Origin of the sequence: Streptomyces sp. NPDC058240 (assembly GCF_042882135.1) — a bacterium.
Classification (GTDB): domain Bacteria; phylum Actinomycetota; class Actinomycetes; order Streptomycetales; family Streptomycetaceae; genus Streptomyces.
Genome location: NZ_JBHVWT010000057.1, coordinates 1 through 22,121, shown reverse-complemented (window position 1 = coordinate 22,121; position 22,121 = coordinate 1). Strand labels below are relative to the sequence as shown.

The 22,121-nt window shown below is 70.5% G+C and carries 22 protein-coding genes and 1 pseudogene; 2 read left to right on the top strand and 21 right to left on the bottom strand.

Features of this window, described 5'->3' with window-relative positions; genetic code table 11:
- Positions 1 to 100: 100 nt before the first annotated feature.
- The 15 genes from ACFVX4_RS37260 to ACFVX4_RS37190 form a co-directional block, all read right to left on the bottom strand.
- Positions 101 to 889 carry an IclR family transcriptional regulator gene (locus tag ACFVX4_RS37260; RefSeq protein ID WP_389986537.1) on the bottom strand — a complete coding sequence of 263 codons (789 nt, stop codon included), beginning with the start codon at positions 887 to 889 and terminating at the stop codon, positions 101 to 103.
- Between the two features lie 450 nt (positions 890 to 1,339).
- A complete protein-coding gene (locus tag ACFVX4_RS37255; RefSeq protein WP_389986534.1) occupies positions 1,340 to 2,089 on the bottom strand; it encodes a DUF6390 family protein in 750 nt (249 codons plus the stop codon).
- Positions 2,090 to 3,178, bottom strand: a complete 1,089-nt coding sequence (gene hypE, locus ACFVX4_RS37250) for a hydrogenase expression/formation protein HypE (protein ID WP_389986531.1) — start codon at positions 3,176 to 3,178, stop codon at positions 2,090 to 2,092. It lies immediately after the preceding gene.
- An 8-nt stretch (positions 3,179 to 3,186) separates the two neighbouring features.
- Positions 3,187 to 4,290, bottom strand: a complete 1,104-nt coding sequence (gene hypD, locus ACFVX4_RS37245; RefSeq protein ID WP_389986528.1) for a hydrogenase formation protein HypD — start codon at positions 4,288 to 4,290, stop codon at positions 3,187 to 3,189.
- Positions 4,287 to 4,583, bottom strand: a complete 297-nt coding sequence (locus ACFVX4_RS37240; protein WP_389986526.1) for a HypC/HybG/HupF family hydrogenase formation chaperone — start codon at positions 4,581 to 4,583, stop codon at positions 4,287 to 4,289. The genes hypD and ACFVX4_RS37240 overlap by 4 nt, the downstream gene beginning before the upstream one ends.
- A 65-nt stretch (positions 4,584 to 4,648) precedes the next feature.
- Positions 4,649 to 7,201 (bottom strand): carbamoyltransferase HypF, encoded by a 2,553-nt coding sequence (gene hypF / locus ACFVX4_RS37235; RefSeq protein ID WP_389986524.1) that lies wholly within the window; start codon positions 7,199 to 7,201, stop codon positions 4,649 to 4,651.
- A gap of 2 nt (positions 7,202 to 7,203) precedes the next feature.
- Positions 7,204 to 7,734 (bottom strand): hydrogenase maturation protease, encoded by a 531-nt coding sequence (locus ACFVX4_RS37230; RefSeq protein WP_389986522.1) that lies wholly within the window; start codon positions 7,732 to 7,734, stop codon positions 7,204 to 7,206.
- A 7-nt stretch (positions 7,735 to 7,741) separates the two neighbouring features.
- Positions 7,742 to 7,954, bottom strand: a complete 213-nt coding sequence (locus ACFVX4_RS37225) for a hypothetical protein (RefSeq protein ID WP_389986519.1) — start codon at positions 7,952 to 7,954, stop codon at positions 7,742 to 7,744.
- Positions 7,955 to 7,989: 35 nt separating this feature from the next.
- Positions 7,990 to 8,109 carry a DUF6893 family small protein gene (locus tag ACFVX4_RS37220; protein WP_385819172.1) on the bottom strand — a complete coding sequence of 40 codons (120 nt, stop codon included), beginning with the start codon at positions 8,107 to 8,109 and terminating at the stop codon, positions 7,990 to 7,992.
- Positions 8,106 to 9,509, bottom strand: coding sequence for a hypothetical protein (locus ACFVX4_RS37215; protein WP_389986516.1), 1,404 nt, complete (start codon positions 9,507 to 9,509; stop codon positions 8,106 to 8,108). The genes ACFVX4_RS37220 and ACFVX4_RS37215 overlap by 4 nt, the downstream gene beginning before the upstream one ends.
- A complete protein-coding gene (locus ACFVX4_RS37210; RefSeq protein ID WP_266422703.1) occupies positions 9,506 to 10,147 on the bottom strand; it encodes a DUF6084 family protein in 642 nt (213 codons plus the stop codon). The genes ACFVX4_RS37215 and ACFVX4_RS37210 overlap by 4 nt, the downstream gene beginning before the upstream one ends.
- On the bottom strand, positions 10,144 to 10,797 hold the full coding sequence (locus ACFVX4_RS37205) for a DUF5947 family protein (RefSeq protein ID WP_389986513.1): 654 nt from the start codon (positions 10,795 to 10,797) through the stop codon (positions 10,144 to 10,146). The genes ACFVX4_RS37210 and ACFVX4_RS37205 overlap by 4 nt, the downstream gene beginning before the upstream one ends.
- Positions 10,794 to 11,738 carry a NifU family protein gene (locus ACFVX4_RS37200; protein WP_389986509.1) on the bottom strand — a complete coding sequence of 315 codons (945 nt, stop codon included), beginning with the start codon at positions 11,736 to 11,738 and terminating at the stop codon, positions 10,794 to 10,796. Before ACFVX4_RS37200 ends, ACFVX4_RS37205 begins: the two co-directional genes overlap by 4 nt.
- Positions 11,735 to 13,528, bottom strand: coding sequence for a nickel-dependent hydrogenase large subunit (locus tag ACFVX4_RS37195; RefSeq protein WP_385330680.1), 1,794 nt, complete (start codon positions 13,526 to 13,528; stop codon positions 11,735 to 11,737). The genes ACFVX4_RS37200 and ACFVX4_RS37195 overlap by 4 nt, the downstream gene beginning before the upstream one ends.
- A gap of 45 nt (positions 13,529 to 13,573) precedes the next feature.
- Positions 13,574 to 14,629: a hydrogenase expression protein HypE gene (locus ACFVX4_RS37190; protein WP_389986506.1), complete on the bottom strand. Its 1,056-nt coding sequence runs from the start codon at positions 14,627 to 14,629 to the stop codon at positions 13,574 to 13,576.
- Positions 14,630 to 14,889: 260 nt separating this feature from the next.
- On the opposite strand from ACFVX4_RS37190, the gene ACFVX4_RS37185 reads away from it, so the two are divergent.
- On the top strand, positions 14,890 to 15,219 hold the full coding sequence (locus ACFVX4_RS37185; protein ID WP_072486396.1) for a hydrogenase maturation nickel metallochaperone HypA: 330 nt from the start codon (positions 14,890 to 14,892) through the stop codon (positions 15,217 to 15,219).
- A gap of 3 nt (positions 15,220 to 15,222) precedes the next feature.
- The gene (hypB, locus tag ACFVX4_RS37180; RefSeq protein ID WP_389986503.1) at positions 15,223 to 16,008 is read left to right on the top strand and encodes a hydrogenase nickel incorporation protein HypB; all 786 of its coding nucleotides are present in this window, start codon (positions 15,223 to 15,225) and stop codon (positions 16,006 to 16,008) included.
- A 22-nt stretch (positions 16,009 to 16,030) separates the two neighbouring features.
- Here hypB and ACFVX4_RS37175 read toward each other — a convergent pair whose 3' ends face one another.
- The 6 genes and pseudogenes from ACFVX4_RS37175 to ACFVX4_RS37150 form a co-directional block, all read right to left on the bottom strand.
- Positions 16,031 to 17,716 (bottom strand): enoyl-CoA hydratase-related protein, encoded by a 1,686-nt coding sequence (locus ACFVX4_RS37175; protein WP_389986500.1) that lies wholly within the window; start codon positions 17,714 to 17,716, stop codon positions 16,031 to 16,033.
- A 245-nt stretch (positions 17,717 to 17,961) separates the two neighbouring features.
- Positions 17,962 to 18,810 carry an SGNH/GDSL hydrolase family protein gene (locus ACFVX4_RS37170; RefSeq protein WP_389986555.1) on the bottom strand — a complete coding sequence of 283 codons (849 nt, stop codon included), beginning with the start codon at positions 18,808 to 18,810 and terminating at the stop codon, positions 17,962 to 17,964.
- Positions 18,811 to 18,964: 154 nt separating this feature from the next.
- Positions 18,965 to 19,984, bottom strand: a complete 1,020-nt coding sequence (locus ACFVX4_RS37165; RefSeq protein ID WP_389986497.1) for a hemolysin family protein — start codon at positions 19,982 to 19,984, stop codon at positions 18,965 to 18,967.
- Positions 19,981 to 21,318, bottom strand: a complete 1,338-nt coding sequence (locus ACFVX4_RS37160; protein ID WP_389986494.1) for a hemolysin family protein — start codon at positions 21,316 to 21,318, stop codon at positions 19,981 to 19,983. The genes ACFVX4_RS37165 and ACFVX4_RS37160 overlap by 4 nt, the downstream gene beginning before the upstream one ends.
- A gap of 173 nt (positions 21,319 to 21,491) precedes the next feature.
- On the bottom strand, positions 21,492 to 21,917 hold the full coding sequence (locus ACFVX4_RS37155; protein WP_389986491.1) for a GNAT family N-acetyltransferase: 426 nt from the start codon (positions 21,915 to 21,917) through the stop codon (positions 21,492 to 21,494).
- Between the two features lie 110 nt (positions 21,918 to 22,027).
- Positions 22,028 to 22,121: pseudogene (locus tag ACFVX4_RS37150) on the bottom strand (lytic transglycosylase); the annotation flags it as partial.

Genomic DNA, 22,121 nt, shown 5'->3' with positions numbered 1-22,121 from the left:
GGCGAATGGGGTCGTGTTAGGGGGGGGTGGTGCGGAGCGGGGTGGGGGGGGCGCTTGGGGGGGTTTTTTCCCCCCCCCCCGGGCCCCTTCGCCGCGTGTATCAGAGGGCGCCGAGTGCCTGGCTGGTGGCGTCGGCGGCTTCGATGACCTCGCGGGTGAGGGCGAGGCGCTGTCCTTCGGCTTCGGTGTGGTTGCCGAGGAGGGAGGTGGGGCCCCACAGGGAGATGGCGGCGACGACGTCACCCGAGGCGTCGCGGACGGGCGCGGCGAGGGAAGCACGGCCCAGGGCGCGTTCTTCGGCTTCGATGGCGTAGCCGGTGCGGCGGACGGTGTCGATCTCGGTGTCGAGGAGGTCGTGGCTGGTGGTCGTGTAGTCGGTGTGCGCTGCGAGCGGTTCGGGAAGGAGCTTGCGGCGCTCCTTGGGCGTGAGGCCGGTGAGGAGGCACTTGCCGATGCTGGTGGCGTGCAGCGGGGCGGTGTGTCCGGCCTGCGTGTAGGACTTGGGGGCGCGGGTTCCCTCGAAATTGCACAGGAACATCAGCTCGGTGTCGCGGCGGATGGCGACGTTGGCTCCGAGTCCGGTGCGGGTGGCGAGGTCCTGGAGGACCATGCGGGCGGCGCGGTGCACGGGGTGGCGATTGGCGGCGGTGGCGGCGAGCGGGAGGATGCCGAGGCTGAGGCGGTAGAGGTTGCTGACAGGGTCGCGTTCGACCATGTCGAGGCGCTCAAGGGTGGACAGGAGGCGGGAGGTGGTGGAGGAGCCCAGTCCGGTGAGTTCGGCGACGTCGGAGACGCGCAGTTCCGGACGGCCGGAGTCGAGTGCGCGCAGCACCGAGACCGCTCGTTCGACGCTCTGGTTCGTCCCGGCGTCGGTCGCCCGCGTGGCCATGACCCTCCTCATTTTGCAAACGGCTTGCACAATCTGCATCAGCATATCGCGTCGATCTGAGGGGTGTTCTTGGAATCCGTCGGCTCGCGGCCGGAAACGTATACGGGTCGCTCGCCGTGCCGCACGGAGCGCCCGTGGGCGCACATCATGCGCGTGAAGGAAAGTGCATGGCGCGACGGAGGCCTTCGTCGATGTCGCCGGCGCGCACCGCTACTGTGTCGCCTTCGTCCAGGAAGCCGCCCCCGTGAGCGGCAACGCCATCGTAAGCCGGATGAACCTTGAAAGCCTCGCAACTGTGTTCGAGTGAGGCATGTCTGTGCCTTCCCGGTACTGTCCGCATGCGATCGAAGACCGGTCGACGGCGAAGGTGATCTTTCCTGGGGAACCGGCCCAGCCGGCGCCATGGTCACGCCGACCGGCTGGGTCAGGAATCGACGGAGCCGTCGGCCGTCAGCCCGGAGCGCCGTGGATGCCGAGACCCGGTTCACCGGACGAGAGGCCCAACTCGGTGCGTCGGCGCTCCTCAAGGAATTCGATGCGCCGGGCCTGGTCATCGGTGATCACATCGCACACCCAGTCCCAGTGCAGCGCCACCCGGTCACCGGCGGACAGCCCGTCGAGCAGCGTCAGCCCACCGGCCGAGCAGCGTACGGTCTCCTCCCGCCACGCCCCGTCGGCCAGCCCCGCACCGTCCCAGCACAGCGGGCGTGCCCGCACGGTCGCGAGGTCTCTGTCGGCGGCCACGACCACTCCCGTACGGATGCGGCACTGGTCGAGCACGGACAGGGCGGTCGGCCGGCCTGCCGACCGCAGCATCGGGGCCCATGGATACACCTCGAACACCTGGAAGCTGTGATGGGCCAGGGCGCGCCGCCCGGCGTCGCGCCAGGTGCCGCCGAGCTGCCCCCGGAACCGGTCGGTCATGCGCTCCACCAGAGCGGCGGGATCGGCCCGGTCCAGCAGTTCGTTGCCGATCCAGTACGCCTCGACCACCCGCACATCGAGCGGGTCCGCCAGCCCGGCCGTCTCCGCGAGGAACTGGAGATAGCACCAGGCCCCCTCGAACTGCCGGGCGCGCCGCTCGATGTCGGCGGTCGCGTCGCGGCGCAGGAGGGCCGCCGCGTCCGCGGGGCCGCAGTAGCCCAGCTCGTTGGGCGGGTAGGCGTATCGCGCGAACAGCAGCGCGCCCTCGGCACTCACTCAGCAGATCCGCGGTAGTTGTTCGCCGATCGGCAGCCCGATCACCCGGCTCCCGCCCAGCCCCGTCCTCGCCACGACCATCCCGGCGTGATCCGGGACGCAGCTGCCGATCCGGCAGGCGGAACGGCCCAGGGGATGGGCCTGCATGGCGGCCAGCACCCGGTCCGCGTCCTCGGCCGGGACGATCGCGATCAGTTTGCCTTCGTTGGCCACTTGGAGCGGGTCGAGCCCGAGCAGACTGCACGCGTCGCGCACCGTGGGCGGCACGGGAAGCAGCCGCTCGACCAGTTCGATGCCCACGTCCGAGGCGCGGGCGATCTCGTTCAGCGAAGCCGAGACGCCGCCGCGCGTGGGGTCCCGGAGCACATGGAGGTCGGTACCGGTGGCGAGCATGGCGGCGACCAGTCCGTGCAGCGCGGCGGTGTCGCTCTCCACCGTCGTACCGAACTCGAGGCCCTCCCGGCAGCTCATCACGGCCACACCGTGCACGCCGATGTCGCCGCTGACGAGCACGGCGTCGCCGGGGAGCGCCCGGCGCGCGTGGATGTCGACGCCCGGAGGGATCACGCCGATGCCCGAGGTGTTGAGGTAGACGCCGTCACCACTGCCGTGCTCCACGACCTTCGTGTCTCCGGTGACCAGGCGTACGCCGGCGTCCTCGGCGGCCCGGCCGACGGCCCGCGCGATCCGGCCGAGGTCGCTCAGCGCCGTGCCCTCCGCGAGGATGAAGGCGGTGGACAGGAACAGGGGCGTCGCACCCGACATGGCCAGGTCGTTGACCGTGCCGTTCACCGCCAGGTCACCGATCGACCCGCCGGGGAAGAACATCGGCTTCACCACGAACGAGTCCGTGGAGAAGGCGAGGCGGGTGCCGGAGCCGACCGTCAGGACGGCCGAGTCACCGAGGTCGGCGGTGGCCGCGGCACCGTACGCGGGCAGGAACAGGTGCTCGATCAGCTCACCGGACATCGCACCGCCGCCCCCGTGGCCCATGACGACGGACGGGATGTCCCGCAGCGGTACTGGGCAGGCCCACCCCTCGATGTCGAGGTCGGGCACATCGTTCACCACGGCGGTCACGTCCTGCATCGCGTCACTCACTTCGCATCGACCAGTTCCAGGCGGCGGTGGGTGTAGTACGCGGCGCACGCGCCCTCGGACGACACCATGGTGGCGCCGAGCGGGTTCCTCGGCGTGCACTCCTTGCCGAACGCCTCGCACAGGTGCGGCTTGATCAGACCCTGGAGGACCTCGCCCGAGCGGCAGAGCGACGACTCGGCGGTGCAGATGTCCGTCACGTCGAACCGCTGCTCCGCGTCGAACGCCCGGTACTTCTCGGAGAGCCGCCAGCCGCTGCGGGGAATCGCCCCGATGCCGCGCCAGGTCCGGTCGGTCACCTCGAAGACGTCGGCGAGCATCTCCATGGCGGGCACATTGCCCTCCTCGCGCACGGCCCTGGGGTAGGCGTTCTCCACCTCGTGCCGGCCCGCCTCCAGCTGGACGACGGTCCGGCGGACTCCTTCGAGGATGTCCAGCGGCTCGAAGCCGGTGACCACGATCGGCACCTTGTACTTCCGGGCCAGCGGCGGGTACTCGGCCGTCCCCATCACACTGCACACGTGGCCTGCGGCGAGGAACGCCTGCACCCGGCACGTCGAGGACTCCATGATCGCGGCGATCGCGGGCGGCACCAGCACATGGGACACCAGCAGGGAGAAGTTCCGCACCCCGAGCCGCTGGGCCTGGTACACCGTCATGGCGTTCGCGGGGGCGGTGGTCTCGAACCCGATTCCGAAGAAGACGACTTCGCGGTCAGGGTTCTCCCGGGCGATCTTCAGCGCGTCGAGGGGCGAGTACACCACGCGTACGTCGCCGCCGGCGCTCTTGACGGAGAACAGGTCCTGGCTGCTGCCGGGCACGCGCAGCATGTCGCCGAACGAGCAGAAGATGACGCCGGGGCGGGCGGCGATCGCCAGCGCCCGGTCGATGGTCTCCAGCGGGGTGACACAGACAGGACATCCCGGTCCGTGGATCATCTCCACACCGTCCGGCAGCAGTTGGTCGATGCCGTGCCGGATGATCGAGTGGGTCTGGCCGCCGCAGACCTCCATCAGCGCCCACTTCTGCGTGGTGGCCGAGTGGATCTGGTCGATCAGCTTCTTCGCGACATCGGGGTCACTGAACTCGTCGAGGTACTTCACCGGACGGCTCCTTCATGAGAGGCACCCTGCTGGGCTGCGCGTTCGAAGCCGTCCCCGAACTCCTCGGCCAGGATGCCGAGCCGCTCGAAGTCGGCAAGGGTGTCCAGGGCCGACCGTTCGTCGAGGCGCTGGATGGCGAATCCGACGTGCACGATGACGTATTCACCGACGGTCGCATCGGGGATGTACTGGAGGCACACCTCCTTGCGCACCCCGCCGAAATCGACCTCGGCCATCACGGTGCCGTCGACTTCGGCGGTACTGAGGACACGCCCCGGAACAGCCAGACACATGGTCCCTCTCCTCTGTGGATCCCTCTTGAGGTACGGCGGTACGGCGGTACGGTCGTGCGGCGGCGTCAGCCCGATGCGGCGATCACGAGCTGGCCGAGGGCGATCCCGCCGTCGTTCGGGGGGAGCAGGCGCGGCCGCAGGACGGTGAAGCCTCGCTCGGTCAGGCCGCGTTGCGTCGCCTCGAGCAGCACGGCGTTCTGGAAGACACCGCCGCCCAGCGCCACGGTGTCGAGGCCGGTGCGCGTGCGGCAGAGGTCCGCGAGGCGGGTGGTCAGAGCGGCGACGGCGGCGTGGAAGCGCGCGGCGACCAGCCCGGCCGGAACGCCGTCCCGTACGTCGGACACCACGGCCCGAACGACCGGGCCCGGATCCGCGACGGCGGGTTCCTCCCTCTTCCCGGGCCGGATGCCGAAGCGGTAGCCGCCTTCCGGTGCGGCGGAGCCGGCTGCCGCGGTACGGGCCAGCCCTTCCAGTTCCATGGCCGCCTCCGCCTCGTACGCCACCACGTGCCGGACGTCGGCCAGGGACGCGACCGCGTCGAAGAGCCGGCCCATGCCCGACGTGGGCACGCAGCCGAATCCTGTGGCGAACTGATGGGCCAGCACGTCGCGTTCGGCGGGCGGGCAGGCACGGACCGGGGGCATGTCGTCGTCCCAGGGGATGCCGGCCGCGTGCAGATGTGCGAGGGCCATCCGGTACGGCCGCAGCACACTCGCGTCGCCCCCGGCCAGCGGTACGTAACCCAGGTGCGCGGCCCTGCTGAACGACGCGTAGCCGGCTACCAGGACCTCGCCGCCCCAGGCCGCCCCGTCGGCGCCGTGGCCGGTGCCGTCGAAGGCGATGCCGATCACGCGCTCGTCCGCACCCAGGCCGTGCTCCGCCATCACGGACGCGATGTGCGCGTGGTGGTGCTGCACGGTGCGGACCGGCCGCCCGGCCGCGTGGGCGCGAGCCCAGTCGCCGGAGTGGTAGCCGGGGTGGCGGTCGGCCACCAGCCGGGTGGGCGCCACCCCGGTGAGGTCCTCCAGATGCTTCTCGGTCCGGGTCAGAGCGTCGACCGTGGACAGGTCTTCCATGTCGCCGATGTGCTGGCTCAGCCAGGCGTAGCGGCCCTCGGCCAGCGCACAGGTGTTCTTCAGGTCGGCGCCCACGGCGAGTGTCGGGGGCACGTCGAAGGGCAGCGCGAGCGGCAGCGGGGCGTATCCGCGCGAGCGGCGCAGCGGCAGCTCGGCACCGGCGGCCCAGCGGCTGACCGAGTCGTCGCACGGCACATGGATGCGCCGGTCGTGCCGTAGCCAGGCATCGACCAGCGGTGCCAGAACGGCCAGCGCGTCGCCGTCGTCCGTGACGATCGGCTCGCCCGACAGATTGGCCGATGTCATCACGAGCGCGTCCGGGCCCGGATCGTCGTCCCCGATTCCGAAGAGCAGGACGTGCAACGGGGTGTACGGAAGCAGCAGCCCGAGGTGGGGGCTGCCGGGCGCCACCGCGTCGGACACCCCCGCCCCGGGCCCGGCGGCGTGACGGGTGAGGAGGACGATCGGCCGGCGCCCGCCGCTCAGGAGCTCCTCCTCGTCCGCCGTGAGAGTCACCAGCTCACGCGCGACGTCCAGTCCCGGCACCATCACCGCGAACGGTTTGCCACCGCGCCGCTTGCGTCGGCGCAGCTCCGCCACGGCCGCGTCGTCGCGGGCGTCGCACACCAGGTGGTACCCGCCGAGTCCCTTGACCGCGATGATCCCGCCCTCGGCGAGGAGCTTCCGGGCCGTACGCAGAGCGTCCTCGTCACGGGACAGGGACACGCCTTCCCCGCCGACCAGTTCGAGCCGTGGCCCGCAGTCGGGACAGGCGATCGGCTGGGCGTGGAAGCGCCGGTCGCGCGGGTCCTCGTACTCCGCCCGGCAGGCCCCGCACATCTCGAAGTCCGCCATCGTGGTGGCGGCACGGTCGTACGGAAGGCCGGTGACGATCGTGAACCGGGGGCCGCAGTGCGTGCACGTGATGAACGGGTGGCGGTAGCGCCGGTTCGACGGATCGCCCAGCTCCTCCAGGCAGTCCCGGCAGGTGGCGATGTCGGGCGAGACCAGCGTCCTGGCCCGGTCGGACGCGCTGGACCGCTCGATGGTGAAGCCCGTACCGCCGCGCGTCGGCTGCTCGCTCGTCCGCACGTCCTCGACGACCGCGAGCGGTGGGGCGTCGGCGCTCAGACGGCGGCCGAACTCCTCCACGGCCCCGGCCGTTCCCTCGACCTCGGCGAGCACCCCGTCGCCGGTGTTGGTCACCGAGCCCGTGAGCAGCAGCTCCGAGGCGGTGACATAGACGAAGGGCCGGAAGCCCACGCCCTGCACGACGCCGCGCACCTCGAACCTGCGCCGGATCCGCTGCTCCCGGCCGCGGCCCATCATCTCCAGTCCCGACAGGGCCTCCCGGGCCTTCGCCCGGTCGATGAGCTCGACGGCGAAGCCCATATGGAGAAGCACCCAGTCGTCGCGACCGGGTGCCTCGTCGAGCATGCCGATGTTGACGCGGCGCTCGGCGCCCTCCACGTCCACCAGAGCCAGCTGGCCCGCATACCCGTCCACGATCTCCACGACGCGGCCAGGAATGCCTAGGCACATGATCAGGATCTCCTGGGGTCGGTGCTGTTCACGGACGCGGTCGGTACGGACGGCACGAGCTGCCGGACCAGGGTGTGCACTGCCTGCATCGCCTCGGGCACCACGCTGTCGACGGCTTCGCTGAGCCCGATGCCCTCCTCGACTCCGGCGGGTGTGCAGCCGACGAGGTAGGTGAGCGGCAGCGTACCGCCCAGTTGACCCAGATTTGCTAGGACAGCAACCGGATTCATCCCATGTGCGTCGAATTCACCCGAACCGAGGTCATCCACGCCGATGTGGAGCACCGTCACCTCCCCGGGGGCGCCGCCCCCCGGGTACGCGTCGACCAGAACCAGCGCGTCGTACCCGTCGAGCAGGTCGTACGCGAGATGCATGCCGCGGATGCCGTAGTCCACCACCCGGACCTGCGGGGGCATCGCGCCGTCGCGGGCCAGCCGGCGCACGACCTCCGGGCCGAAGCCGTCGTCGCCGAGAAACAGATTGCCGATGCCCGCGACCAGCACCCGGGCGGCCGTGTCAGGTTCCGTCGTCATCCTCGGCTCAGCCGCCCCCGGACCGGAGGTCGGGCGATTCCGGGTCCTGAGTCCTCTCCGGGTGTACGGAGGTGTCGGAGTGTTCGTCCGAGGTGCCCGAGGGGCGGTCTGCCGGGCCGCCCGACGGCCGGTCCGAGCCGGTGCCGCGGGACCCCTTCGGGCCCCGTTCCTCCTGCGGCTCCTCCTCGACGCCGCTGTTCTTCTCCGGTGTCTCAGCCATGGGGTGCTCCTCACTCACTTCACTCGGATCGGGGTTCACATCGAACGGATGCGCAGGTAGCGGCGGATGTCGGGGATCGACCTGATCCCGACCGCCACGGCGACGAGCGCCGCGGCCGCGGCCGCTCCGGCGGTGATGATGCCCAGGGTCTTCACGATCGGTTCTCCTCTCGGTGCTGCGCCGTCTCCTCGACGCTCAGGGGTGTCAGCTCGTCGGGCGCGAAGTAGAAGTAGCGGCCGTACCAGTCGTGCAGGTCCGACGCGGGGTCGTCGACGAGGACCAGGGCGATGTGCGTACCGCCGTCCACGTCCGAGAGAACGGCGGTCACCCGGGCCACCTGGCCGGCGAAGAACAGATCCTGCGCGTCCGCCCGCCGGGAGGGGTGGACGCGGACCAGGCTGCCACTGGCAACCCGGACCCCGCCGATCACGACCGCGTCGCTCCCGGGCCGTACCGAGGCGTCGGCCGCCGGATCCCACCAGGGGGCGCCCGCGGTGTCGAAGGCGGCGGGCTCCACGTCCCGGACATCGGCCGCCGGGCCCACGGGAGCCGCGGGCTGCGGCGGGTGCGGGTCGCGCAGCAGGCCGTGCAGCTGCTGGAGGTCGGCGGGCGACATGCCGTCGCACCGGTCGATGATCTCCCGGGCGCGGGGGTCGGTGGCCCTGGCCTCCGCCTTCTCCTCCTCCGTCATGGTCATCACGCGGAGGGTCAGGATCTCGTCGATCTCGGTCGAGTCGAACAGGGCGCCGGGGCTCTGCTCGGCGACCTCCGGGTAGTCGTACAGGATGATCGGCGCACCGAGCAGGGTGTCCGTCGTCCCCTTCGGGCCGGCCAGCACGGGCCAGCACCTGCGCTGCCGGCAACGGTCGGCGGCCGCTGCCGCCCCGGCGGGCGGTTCGAGCAGCGAGACGAACTCGGCGTCGTGCGCCCGCAGCAGCAGATGCGCGCCGATCAGCGAGGACCGGATCGCGGCGTCCTTGGTGGCCACGGGCTCCGGATGCTCGTTGCGCACCGCCACCGAGAGGCGCACGTATCCGTCGTCGACGACGGCTCGCGTGCGGACCCGGACCGCCAACGGCAGCCGCCGCCGCACGATCCGGCCCACCACCACGCCCCGCGCGTCGGTGACCGGCTCGGTGTCCTCGCCGCCCGGGACCTCGTGGACGGCGTCCGCCACCTCCCCCAACGGCAGGGCGGTCAGAACGACTTCACGCTCGACGGCCTCGTCCCAGGACATTACCGACACCCCGTCGACGGTGAGCTGCTCGACCGGTACGTCCACCCCGTCCTCGCCCGTGCTCCGCACCTCGCGGACCTGGAGCTGGAGGAAGCGCAGATGCACGGTGACGGCCGCCGGCCCGTCGCGCGGTGCCAGCAGGCACTGCATCTCCATCTCCGGCTCCTCGCCGAAACTCGCCGCCGTGGCCTGCGGCGGACCGAGGACCCCGAACTGCCAGCGCGACCGGTTCTTGTGCGAGCTCGCCCGGTACGGGTACAGGAGGTACCCCTCGTACAGGACGGCGTCGGCGATCGAACGCACCTGGTCAAGACTCATAGGACCACCTCGTCGTGCTCGGCCAGGAGGGCCTGGACCGTCTCGTCCCAGCTGATCAGCCCGCGCCGGGCCCGGAAGTCCGCGAAGCGCGCCAGCACCTCGTGGTCCAGCCGGATCCATCCGGTGCTCGGGTAGTGCGCCGCCACCATGCGCCGCCACACCTCGACCGGCATCGGGTGCCGGGCCTCGCAGTCCCACGGCACCTGCTCGACCCCGAAGCCCTTGCTGCCGCGAGTGAAGACCGTGCCGGAGAACATCAGGGCGAGGGGCACCGAACCCTCGCCCAGGGCGTGCAGATAGCGGGAACCGATCACGTCGAAGTCGTATGTGCAGGGCAGGGCTAGATCGACCTCGGTCGCACCGCTGAACCCCTGCACGGTGGTGTCGCAGCTCATCCACTGGAACGGCTTCAGGGTGTCCGTCCAGCGGTCCCGGCCGCCGAACAGCGCCACCAGGCCGCTCTGTTCGGCCTCGTCGTAATGGCGCCGCTGCGGCTCGATGCGGACCTGGCAGTGCAGCGCGATGGCGTGGATCCGCCGACCCGTCCGCTCCTCGATCCGCAGCCGTGCGGTCAGCTGCGGAGCGGCCGCGTACGGCTCGGCGACGACATCGAGCACGGAGAACGCGAAGTCGTTCACGGCGCCCCGATCCCCGCGGCGGGCCGGCTGCGGTCCGCCACCCGCGCGAAGAAGCCGTCCATCGCGGCACGGGCCTCGGTGCCACCGTCGAACCCGCGCCACAGTCGGCGCAGTTGCCCCACCAGCTCGTAACAGGCGTCGATCGGCACCAGATGGCATGACCCCTCGCTCTCCGCCGTACGCCGGATCAGCAGCGCCTCCACGTCCGGACGCAGCACGGCGAGCTCCGGGCTCGACTCGACGACGGCCGCCCAGGCGTCCAGCGGCAGTTCCGACTCGGTGGCCCCGGCGGGCCCGGGATAGAACGCGACCATCCGGTCCTGGACGGAGTTGCGGAACAGGAAGGCGAGCCCCACGGGAATCTGCAACTCGTCCCAGGCGCGCCCGTCCACCGTCAGCCCGGCGAAGTGCAGATAGCGCTCGGGGACCGCCCGGTAGCGCAGCTCCGCGTTCTCGTCGGTGAACAGCAGATAGCAGGCCCGGCACCCGCACATCAGGGCGCGGCTGTCGAGGTTCACCACATGGGGGTGGCTCTCGCCGATCGGTTCCGCGCACATCTCGCAGCGCTCACCGGCGGGCGGCCGAGGCCGGTTGCGCGTGAGCCGCAGCAGGGTGGAGGCCGGCGAGGCGGAACGGCCGCCGGCGATCACCGCGCCACCGCCGCGGGGACCGACACCGAGACCGTGGCACCGTCCGACAGCAGGGGCAGCGGGGCCAGGTGCACACTGTCCCCGTCGAGGCAGACCCCGGCCCGCCGTACGTCGTAGTGCGCGCGGCACCCGGCGCAACGCAGGATCGCGTCCCCGGAACGGCCGCCCAGCCGCCGCGCCAGCGTGGCACCCTCGAACGGCCGCTCACAGCGCGCGCACCGGTCCTCGAAGGCGAAGAGATCCGTGCCCACCCGGCAGGCCACCACCCGCATCGTGCCGACACCGACCCGGGCCACGGTGCCGGGCTCCAGCCCCGACAGCTGCGGTACGACCTCCCACGACGCGCCGTCGCCGGCCGTCCCGGACTCCGCGTGCAGCCGGGCGAACAGCGAGTCCACCGGTACCAGCGGCCCCGCTGCCCCGGCGTCCTCGTCGGCCGCGGTCTCGACCTCGATCGAGGTGATCTCCGGCGCCGCCGCCTCCACTGCACCCTGCACGGCCAGCTTGAGCGTGACCGAGGACGACGGGCAGCCGTCGCAACTGCCCAGCAGCCGCAACCGGACGGCGCCCTCGTCGGTGACGGCGAGCAGCTCCACATCACCGCCGTGCGACCCCAGATACGGTCGTACGCTCTCCAGCGCCCGCTCGACCCGGGTCTCCACGCCGTAGGGATGCAGCCCGTGCACCAGCAGGACGCCGGCCACCAGCTCGTCGTCGGCCAGGGCGGCCAGGACGTCGTCGTCCAGCCGCCCCTGTTCGTGCACGAGGTCGAGCAGCCGTTCCAGCCCGGCACCGTAGAAGTCGGCGACGAGCCGGACCAGTTCCTCGCTGCGCTCGCGGGCGATCGCGCCGCCCGAGCCGCTGGCGGCGATCAGGGTGTCGATGCGCTCACCGGTCGTCCGCCAGTCGGGCGCGGCCGGGGACTCCTCCCGCGCCATCATTCACTGCCCGCGGACTGGGTGGGGGAGTGCAGGAGTTCCAGCTTCTTGCCCTCGCCGAGGTACATGTGCACACCGCAGGGCAGACAGGGGTCGAAGCTGCGCACCGTGCGCATGATGTCGATGCCCTTGAAGTTCTCCCGGTCGTTCTCCTCGAAGATCGGCTGCCCCTGCACGGCGTCCTCGTAGGGACCCGGCGTGCCGTACGTGTCGCGGGGGCTCGCGTTCCACGGAGTCGGCGGGTACGGGTGGTAGTTGGCGATCTTGCCGTCCCGGATCACCATGTGGTGCGAGAGGACGCCCCGTACCGCCTCGGTGAACCCGCAGCCCACGCCCTCCTCGGGCACCTCGAACTTCTCCCAGGTCTTGGTGTTCCCGGAGCGGATCTCCACGAGCGCCTTCTCCGCGAAGTGCAGTGCACAGGCGGCCGCGTAGGCCTGGAAGTAGCTGCGTGCCCGGTTGCGCTCGATGGTGTTGCTCCACTTCGGGACGTGCCACTCCAGCTCCACCGGCCCCTTGAGGGCGGTCTTGGGGAGGTTGATCTTGACGCTGTGGCCGGTGGCCTGGATGTAGCCGATGTCGACCAGACCGGCCAGCGCGGTGGTCCACAGCCGCGCGAGCGGCCCGCCGCCCGTGTCGAGCGCCAGGTAGTCCTTGCCGTCGAACCACCGCGGTGACATGACCCAGCTGTACTTGTCGTCCAGGTCCCGCTTCTGCGGCTGCGGGTTGGTGTGCTGGTTCCATGGGTGGCGCCGGTCGACCGGATTGCCGAGCGGGTCGTGGGAGACGAAGGTCTCCTGCTCGTCCCAGTCGTTGTAGTACGACGAACCGAGCAGGATCCGGATGCCGAGGTTGATCTTCACCAGGTCGGTGGTGACCAGTTTCCCGTCGACGACGACACCGGGGGTGACGTACATCTTCCGGCCCCAGTCGGTCATGTCCTTGTACTCGAAGTTGCAGTGCTCGGGGTCCTGGAAGGAGCCCCAGCAGCCCAGCAGGATGCGCCGGTTGCCGACCTGCTCGTACCCCGGCAGGGCCTCGTAGAAGAAGTCGAAGAGATCGTCGTGCATCGGCACGACCTTCTTCATGAACTCGACGTACCGCTGGAGGCGGGTGATGTAGTCCGTCATCAGCTGGATGGTCGCCACGGTGCCGACCCCGCCGGGATAGAGCGTGGAGGGGTGGACGTGCCGGCCCTCCATCAGGCAGAACATCTCCCGGGTCATCCGGCTGACCTGGAGCGCTTCGCGGTAGAACTCGCCGGTGAACGGGTTCAGCGACCGCATGATGTCGCCGATCGTCCTGTATCCGTGCGCGTCGGCGTGCGGGGAGGGGGTGCGGTTGGCCTGTTCCAGCACCCCGGGGTTGGTCTCCGCGACCATCTTCTCGCAGTAGTCGACCCCGACCAGGTTCTCCTGGAAGATGTTGTGGTCGAACATGTACTCCGCGGCCTCGCCGAGATTCACGATCCATTCGCCGAGGTGCGGCGGCTTCACCCCGTACGCCATGTTCTGCGTGTAGCAGGAACATGTGGCGTGGTTGTCACCGCAGATTCCGCAGATGCGACTCGTGATGAAGTGCGCGTCGCGCGGGTCCTTTCCCTTCATGAAGACCGAATAGCCCCGGAAGATGGAGCTGGTGCTGTGGCACTCGGCGACCACCTTCTGCTTGAAGTCGATCTTCGTGTAGATACCCAGGCTGCCGACGATCCGGGTAATGGGATCCCACGCCATTTCGACCAGGTCGTTCTTGCCCTGGCCGCCTCCGGCACCTTTGTGCTGCGTCGCGGTCATTGGCCGTCTCTTCTTTCTGTTCGTTGCTGTGATGTACGAGGTCACTCACCAGGTGCGTGTGGCGCCGGTCGTGAGTTTCCCGCCGGGCTTACGCCATTTCGGTTCGCGGTCCAGGGCGTGGGTGGTGAGGTGGCGCAGCCGCCGTATCGTCGACCCGTACGGCCCGACCGCGTTGGTCGAGAGCTTTCCGCCGGGGGGCTCGTCCATGAACGGCATGAACTTGTCCGGGAACCCGGGCATGGTGCAGCCGATGCAGATGCCACCGACGTTGGGGCAGCCGCCGATGCCGTTCATCCAGCCGCGCTTGGGCACGTTGCACTTGACCGCGGGGCCCCAGCAGCCCAGCTTGACGATGCACTTCGGCGAGCCGTACTCCGTCGCGAAGTCGGCCTGCTCGTAGTACCCGGCTCGGTCGCAGCCCTCGTGGACCGTCGACCCGAACAGCCACGTCGGCCGCAGCGCGTCGTCGAGCGGGATCATCGGGGCCTGGTCGGTGGCCATGTAGAGCAGGTAGGTGAGCGTCTCCGAGAGGTTGTCCGGCTGGATGGGGCATCCGGGTACGCACACGATCGGGATGCCGGCCTTGGACTTCCAGTCCCAGCCCAGGTAGTCGGGAACCCCCATTGCGCCGGTCGGGTTGCCCGCCATGGCGTGGATGCCGCCGTACGTCGCGCAGGTGCCGACCGCGACGACCGCGGTCGCCTTCGGAGCCAGCCGGTCGAGCCACTCGCTGGTCGTCATCGGCTGGCCGGTGGCGGGATCGTTGCCGAACCCGCACCAGTAGCCCTCGTCGTGCAACCGCTCGTTCGGAATGGATCCCTCGACCACCAGGACGAACGGTTCCAGTTCTCCGCGATCGGCCTTGAAGAACCATTCGAGGAAATCATCGGCGCCGCCGTTCGGGCCGCATTCGAAATCGATGAGCGGCCAGTGGACAGCTACCTGCGGAAGTCCCGGCAGGGCGCCGAGCGCGATTTCCTCGATGCTCGGCTGCGTGGCGGCGGTCAGGGAGACGGAATCGCCGTCGCAGCTCAGTCCTGCGTTGATCCACAGCACGTGGATCAGTGTGTCCTCCGCCTTTACCGCTTCCTTTGTCGGCATGGCTGTGTCGCCTTTCGGAATGACGGCCCAACCGGCCATCGGCCCCCACGGGTGGGTACGCGCACATTGCTACCATCACGCCTCGATTCGCGAGCACCGGCAACAGGGGAATTCGCCGCCCCGGCTCGTCACCGGGGGCCGAATGACGGCATGCGGTGGGCCGCTCGGGTGGTCCGGGCGGGGGACCGGTCCCGTCGGGCGGCGCCACGGTCCTCCCGTGGCCCTACGGTCGGAGCCACCCGCGGAAGGACGAGGCACCGGTGCACGAGCTGGCCATCACACAGAGCGTCGTCGACTCGGTGTGCGAACGCGCCGGGGGGCGTCCGGTCCGCTCGGTCCGCGTCCGCGTCGGCGTGCTCACGGCCGTGGTGCCCGACTCGATGCGGTTCTGCTTCGGCCTGGTCACGGAGGGAACGGCCGCCGAGGGCGCGCAGTTGGAGATCGACCAGCCGCCCGGCGCCGGCCGCTGCCGTACCTGTGCCGTCGAATTCACCCTGACCGACCTGATTCTGCTGTGTCCCTGCGGCAGCGCGGATGTGGAGATCACATCGGGACAGGAACTGCAGATCGTCTCCATGGAAGTGGGCTGAACCATGTGCGGTACCTGCGGCTGTGCCGAGGAGTCCGGCGGGACCAGGATCGTGATGCTGCGGGAGGATGGTGCACCGGACCACGGACATCCGCATCCGCACCCGCACCCTCGTCCGCACGAGCGTCGTCAGCCGAGTGGAGCCGGTGAGACGGTCACCATCGAGCAGAAGGTACTCGCCAAGAACGACCTGCTCGCGGAGCGCAACCGGACGTGGATGACCGACCGCGGCGTCGTGGCCGTGAACGTGATGAGCTCGCCGGGCGCGGGCAAGACCACCCTTCTGGAACGCGCCGTCACCGACCTCGGCGGCCGCCGGCCGATGGCCGTCATCGAGGGCGATCAGGAGACGAGGCTCGACGCCGACCGGATCAGGCGTACGGGCTGCGCCGTGGTGCAGGTGAACACGGGGGCGGGGTGCCACCTCGACGCGGAGATGATGCGGGACGCCCTCACGGCGCTGTCCCCGGCCGAGGGATCGCTGCTCATGGTGGAGAACGTCGGAAACCTGGTGTGCCCTGCCCTGTTCGACCTGGGGGAGCGCAGCAAGGTCGTGATCATCTCGGTCACCGAAGGCACGGACAAACCGCTGAAGTACCCGTACATGTTCGCCGCTGCCGACCTGATCCTGATCAACAAGTCCGATCTCCTGCCCCATGTCGACTTCGACATCGAGCAGTGCGCGCAGCACGCGCGCTCGGTGAACCCGGACGTGCGCGTGCTGACGGTCTCCGCGACCACCGGCGAGGGCCTGGCCCACTGGTACGACTGGCTGGCGGAGCAGCGGTAGCCCCTCCGCCGCCGCACCGCGGTCAGCCCCGGGGGAACGGGGGCTGCGGGACCGCGGTGCCGGGCGCCGGGCGTTCCTTGCGGACGAAGGCCCGGCGCAGCCCGTGGTACGGGTGGTGCGGGTCCGCGAAGATGCGGTGCATGCGGACGAGTTCGGCCTCCCGGTACGGGGCCAGGTCGACCCGGTCCCGCTCCTCCTTCTTCGCGTGGATCCGGGACTGCGTCGCGGGCAGGGCTGCCAGGCGGGTCGCCAGGGCGCCGACTTCCGAGTCGAACGACTGGGGGGTGCACGGGATCACCCCGTCGACCAGCCCGAGCCGATGGGCCGCGGTGGAGCTGACCGGCAGGGCGTCCCGCATGAGCCGGTCGGCCGCCGCCGCACCCACCCGCCGCGGCAGCGTGTACGTCCAGTACTCCGATCCGTACAGCCCCATCAGGCGGTAGTGCGGATTGAATACCGCGCCCGCCCTGCACCACACCTCGTCGGCTGCCAGGGCCAGCATCACCCCGCCCGCCGCGGCGTTCCCGGCCAGGGCGGCGACGACGAGCCGGTCCGTGGTGGTCAGCACCGCCTCCACCAGGTCGTCCATGGCATTGATGTTGGCCCAGGACTCGGCGCCGGGATCGGCCGCCGCCTCGATCACGTTGAGGTGGATGCCGTTGGAGAAGAAGTCCCGGCCGCCGCCGACGACCAGCACCGAGGTCGGCCGGGAGCAGGCGAACCGGTAGGCGCGCAGCAGGCGTTGGCACTGCGCCGTGCTCATCGCGCCGCCACGGAACGAGAACGACAGGAAGCCGGTCCCGGCCTCCTCCCGGTAGCCGATCTCGGACCAGGTGTCGTCGTCCCCGGTCCGGTGCAGCGGAGCCGGCCGCTCGGGTACGGCGGACAGCCGCCCGGCCAGCGCCGAGGTGGCGGGGAGCTTGAAGGTGGCCGGGCCGCCCGGCGCCCGCCGTGGCCGCAGCTCGGGGATCCACACCGCGCCGTCCGTGGTCGCCCGGCAGATCGCGCCGTCCCGGGTGGCCACCACATCTCCCGGACGCCCGCCCAGCCGGGACTCGGGGTACCCGCCGTGCTGGAACCACTCGCCGCCCAGCAACTCGTCGAGCACACCTGGCTGGGAGTCCGCCGCCCTGAGCCTGCGGACCACCGTCGCGGTGGAGTCCGACTGCCAGTCGATGCGACGCAGCGACTGGCGGAACAGGGGGCGGCAGCCTTCGCCGGCGCCGGAGGCCTGCGGCGCCGGGGTGTACGTCCCCGATGCGAAGCGTCCGACCGCCAGAAGCACCGCCTGCACGGCGGCGTCCGAGATCTCGTTGCGGTACAGGTCGCTCTTGCCCACCGGGGGCAGCGGACAGGGCACGGAGGCCCAGACGTCGCCCGCGTCCATCTCCGCGTTCGCCTGGAGCACGGTGACGCCCCAGCGGTCCGCTCCCTCGTGGACGGCCCAGTCCAGGGAGGAGGGCCCGCGGTCGCCGACCGGCCCCGGATGGACGACGAGACAGGTGTGGACCGACCAGACGTCCCTCGGGATCGCGGTCTTCAGGTACGGCGCCACAACAAGGTCCGGGCCCTCCCGGCTGACGGCTTCCCGGACCGGGCCTTCCTCGTGCGCGAGTTGCACGGCGACGGAGTGCCCGTGGTCCCTCAGCTCCGCCTGGACACGTTGGGTGAGGCTGTTGAAGGCGCTTGCGACAAGCAGGATGTGCACGGCGATCTCCCGGTGGCTGCGATCAGTCCTGACCGAGCGTGGGCGTGGACTCCTGCTCGGCGGAACCCACTCGGCGGGAACATGCCGGGAATTCACTCGAAGCGGCTCCTTCGCGAGCACGCCTACCGGCTCATGCGTGAGCCGGAGATGCGAAGGGTGCGACTCCACGACGCGCGGCACTCGTGGCTCAGCCACCCCGCCGTGAACGGTGTGCGGGCCGGCGCCGCGGTCCGGTTCGTGGGCTGCTACGGGAGCGGAGCCGGGTCGACCCGGCGCCACGTTGCCACGGGGCCGGGGTCCCGGGCGTCCTCGGGGGTGACCCAGAACGCCCTCCCCAGTTCGGAGCTGTACTGGGCGCCCGTCCGTCCGTCCCCGGAGGAGCGGCCGGTCAGCCGGCGCCCGATCCACGGCATCAGGTGCTCGCGGGCGAAGCGGACGTCATCGACGCGTCGTCGGGCCCACCTGGGCGGTACGGCGGCGGGCAGTGCCGTCCGCCAGTCGTTCTCCGGAGGCAGCCCCAGCGTCTGCCAGACCGCCTCGGCCACCCTGCTGTGTCCGTCGGCCGTCAGATGCAGCCGGTCGACGTCCCACAACCGGGGATCGCCCAGCGCCGGTGCTCCGTACAGATCGACGACCAGCGCTCCGTGCCGGGCCGCCAAGTCGTCGACCAGGGAGAACAGCTCCTCCATCCGCGGACGGAAACGCTCCATCACCGGGCCGTTGCGCCCCGGGCTACGCATGAGCACGAGTTGCTTGCACGAGGGCGCGAGACGTTCCACCGCCTCTTCGAGCCGTCCGCGGACCATGCCCATGTCGCACTTGGGCCGCAGTGTGTCGTTGAGCCCGCCGACGAGTGTGACGACATCCGCCTGCAGGGCGGCGGCCACATCGACCTGTTCGTCGACGATCTGGCCGATCAGCTTGCCCCGGACGGCGAGATTCGCGTAGCGGAATCCAGGCGTACGGACGGCGAGCCGGCCGGCGAGGACATCGGCCCAGCCGCGGTACGAACCGTCGGGCAGCAGGTCCGACATGCCCTCGGTGAACGAGTCGCCGACCGCGACAAGACTGCTGTAGGAGGCATTTATTTCCATGGCGATGCGCATCGTATCGCGGTGGGGTCCGGCGCCTTCCGGAGTCCGCGGTCGCTCAGCTCCGACCGGGCCGCCGGTCCACGGGGCGGGCCGCGGACCCCGCCGGTGCGCGCAGGGGACGCGGCCGGAAGCCGCACCGCGTCCCCTGCACCGGTCAGCGTGCCTTCGGGCGCCCGACCAGTTCGCGGAGCACGTCCTCCATGGTGACCATTCCGGCCAGCCGGTCGTCCTCGTCGAGAACAGCCGCCAGATGCGTACGGCTGCGCCGCAGCGCGGTCAGGACGTCGTCCAGCGGGGTGTCGGCCCGGACCCGGGCGATGGGGCGCATCGCGGTCACCGGGAAGGGCACATCGCGCGGCGTGGCATCGAGGGCGTCCTTCACATGGAGGTAGCCCAGGATCCGCTCCTCGCTGTCCATCACGGGAAAGCGCGAGAACCCGCTCTCGTACGAGAGCTGTTCCAGTTGCTCCGGTGTGGTCCCGATCCTGGCGTACGTGACCTGGTCGACCGGCATCACCACGTCCCGCACCGGGCGACGGCCCAGTTCGAGGGCGTGGTGCAGCCGCTCGGCCGAGCGGTCGTCGACCAGCCCGGCGTCACCTGCGTCCGTCACCAGCCGGGCCAGTTCGTCGTCGGAGAACGTGGCGGACACCTCGTCCTTCGGCTCGACCCGCAGGATCTTGAGTATCCCGTTGGCGAGGGCGTTGATCGCGAAGATCACCGGGCGCAGCGCCCTGGCCAGGGCCACCAGCGGGGGGCCGAGCACCAGCGCGGCGCGGACGGGCTCGGCCAGGGCGATGTTCTTCGGCACCATTTCGCCGAGGAGCATGTGCAGATACGTCGCCACGGACAGCGCGATCACGAACGAGATCGGATGGATCAGCCCGTGCGGCATGCCCACCGCATCGAAGACGGGCTCCAGCAGATGCGCGAAGGCCGGCTCGGCGACGATGCCGAGCACCAGCGTGCAGAGGGTGATGCCGAGCTGCGCCGCCGCGAGCAGTGCCGATACGTGTTCGAGGCCCCAGACGACGCTTCGCGCCCGCCTGTCCCCCGCCTCGGCCGCGGGCTCGATCTGGCTGCGGCGTACGGAGATCAGCGCGAACTCCGCCCCGACGAAGAAGGCGTTGACGACCAGGGTCATCAGACCGATCAAGAGCTGGACGGCGATCATCGTGCGTCCTCCGTCTGCTCGTCGTCGCCGGGCAGCGGAGCGTGCAGCAGGGCCCGCGCGGCGCGGCGCCCCGATGCGTCGACCACGTCGATCCGCCAGCCCGCCAGCTCGACCGAGTCACCCACGGAGGGGATACGGCCGACCTCGGTGGCGACGAGCCCGGCGAGTGTTTCGTACGGTCCGTCCGGCACCCGCAGTCCGATCGTCTTCAGCTGGTCGACGCGCGCGGCGCCGTCGGCCGACCACAGGGTCCGTCCGTCGGCGTCCTCGCCGGCCGGCGCGAGGTCCGCGGTCTCGTGCGGGTCGTGTTCGTCACGCACCTCACCGACCACTTCCTCGACGATGTCCTCCAGCGTCACGACTCCGGCCGTGCCGCCGTACTCGTCGATGACGACGGCCATGGCGAGCTTGCCGGACAACCGGTCCAGGAGCCGGTCCACCGTGAGGGTCTCCGGCACGAGCAGCGGTTCGCGCAGCATCTCCGAGACGCGCGTCCGGGACCGCAGCTCTGCGGGGATGGCCAGCACGTCCTTGATGTGGGCCACACCGACGACGGTGTCCAGGCTGCCGAGATAGACGGGGAAACGGGACAGGCCCGTCGCCCGGGTGGCGTTCGCGACGTCCTCGACCGTCGCCTGCGCCTCCAGCGCGGTGACCTGGACCCGGGGGGTCATCACGTTCTCCGCCGTGAGCTCCGACAGATTCAGCGTGCGGAGGAACAGCTCCGCCGTGTCCGCCTCCAGCGCACCTTCCTTCGCGCTGTGCCGGGCCAGCGCCGCCAGCTCCTGCGGGCTGCGCGCGGAGGCCAGCTCCTCGGCCGGTTCCAGGCCGAAGCGGCGCACGATCCGGTTGGCGGTGTTGTTCAGGTGGCTGATGAAGGGCCGGAAGACGGCGGTGAAGGCCCGCTGCGGCGTGGCGACGGTCTTCGCCACGGCGAGAGGGGAGGAGATCGCCCAGTTCTTCGGGACGAGTTCGCCGACGATCATCAGGAACACGGTGGACAGCGCGGTTCCCAGGACGAGGGCCACCGAGGACGCCACGCTCGGGGACAGGCCCACCGCCTCCACCGGACCGCGGATCAGCTTCGCGATGGACGGTTCGGAGAGCATGCCGACCACCAGGTTGGTGACGGTGATGCCGAGCTGAGCGCCGGAGAGCTGGAAGGTGAGGCTGCGCACGGCCTTCATGGCGCTCGCCGCGCCCCGCTCACCCCGCTCGACGGCCCGTTCGAGCTGGCCGCGCTCGACCGTCGTCAGAGAGAACTCGGCCGCGACGAAGGCGCCGCAGGCCAGGGAGAGCAGTACTGCCACGAGCAGCAGGAGCACTTCGGTCATCGGTTCACCTCCGTCCCATGATCGGGGAGGGGCAGGAGGATCGCTCGGTGCCGGCGATACCGGCTACTGGGAGGCTCGCCCATGGGCGGACGCTCACACCTTTCGGAAGGATCGGACAGAGGAACATCCATAGTAAAGGATCAGCAAAGTCGATCGATCTCCCGGTGATCTTCTCAGTCCGTGAGCGGCTTCACCCAGCGCCGCCAGTGGTCCTCGCGGTGGTAGCCACTCGCGGCCCATGTGCGGTGCGCCCGCTCGTTGGCTTCCAGGACCATGGCGTCGACCCGCCGCCCGCCGAGGCTGAGGAATCGCTGTTCCGCCGCCTCCGTCAAGGCGGTGGCGATGCCTTCCCGGCGGTGGTCGGGGTGCACGGCCAGTCGGTAGGCGGAGCACCGCCAGCCGTCGAAACCGGCTATGACGGTTCCCACGAGACGACTGCCTTGCTCCGCCAGAAGCAGGGCTTCGGGGTCTCTCGAAATGAGCCGGGACACCCCGTCGTGGTCGTCGCTGACGCTCGTTCCTTCTGCGGCTTCGAGCCAGAAGCTCAACACGGCGTCGACGTCGCCGGGACCGGCGCAGCGGATGTGGAGATCACTCATGGGGCGAGCCAAGCAGAGCGCCGATCCGTTCGGCGAGCGATTTCCGCGCTGCGCGCGCTGTCCGTGGCGATTCGGCGCGTCACGGTGCCGTGCCGGTACGACTCCGTGACTCAGTAGGCGGAGTTGACGTTGTCGATGGATCCGTAGCGGTCGGCGGCGTAGTTGGCGGCCGCGGTGATGTTGGCGACGGGGTTGGTGAGGTCG